The organism is Paraburkholderia sp. SIMBA_027 (assembly GCF_046535315.1).
GTDB classification, from domain to species: Bacteria; Pseudomonadota; Gammaproteobacteria; order Burkholderiales; family Burkholderiaceae; genus Paraburkholderia; species Paraburkholderia tropica.
On record NZ_JAWRWY010000100.1, the window covers coordinates 1 to 472 of the forward strand.

Genomic DNA, 472 nt, shown 5'->3' on the forward strand with positions numbered 1-472 from the left:
CTGAAGACAGGGTTCATCACATGATGAAAGACGCTGAGATTGAGGTCTTAGTAACAACAGATGAGTATGCACAGAGATTTCCGTTTGAAGGAACGACAATAGTTATTTCAGATCCAAATATCTTTACAGGCGATAAAACCAATGTGGATATCATTAATCAAAGCGGTGACTTGGCGTATGTGATTTATACATCAGGTACGACTGGGCGGGCAAAAGGAGTCATGGTCCCGCATTCAAGCTTGATCAATTATTGCCAAGCGATGATAAAGAAAGCGGACATTACGTCTAATGATGAGACAGCCTTACTGTCGTCGTACGCATTTGACTTGGGATATACCGCAGTGTATACCGCCTTAATCAGCGGCATCACCCTGCATATTTTGTCAGAAGACATGTATAGAGATCCTGATCAGCTGGTTGAATACGCCAAAACATGTACGTATCTCAAAATGACACCTTCGCTGTTTTCAAT

1 protein-coding gene is annotated in these 472 nt (G+C 42.2%); it reads left to right on the forward strand.

What is annotated here, in order from left to right; genetic code table 11:
* Window positions 1–20 precede the first annotated feature (20 nt).
* On the forward strand, window positions 21–472 hold a 452-nt coding region (locus tag SB764_RS38300), incomplete at its 3' end, for an AMP-binding protein (RefSeq protein WP_410866503.1).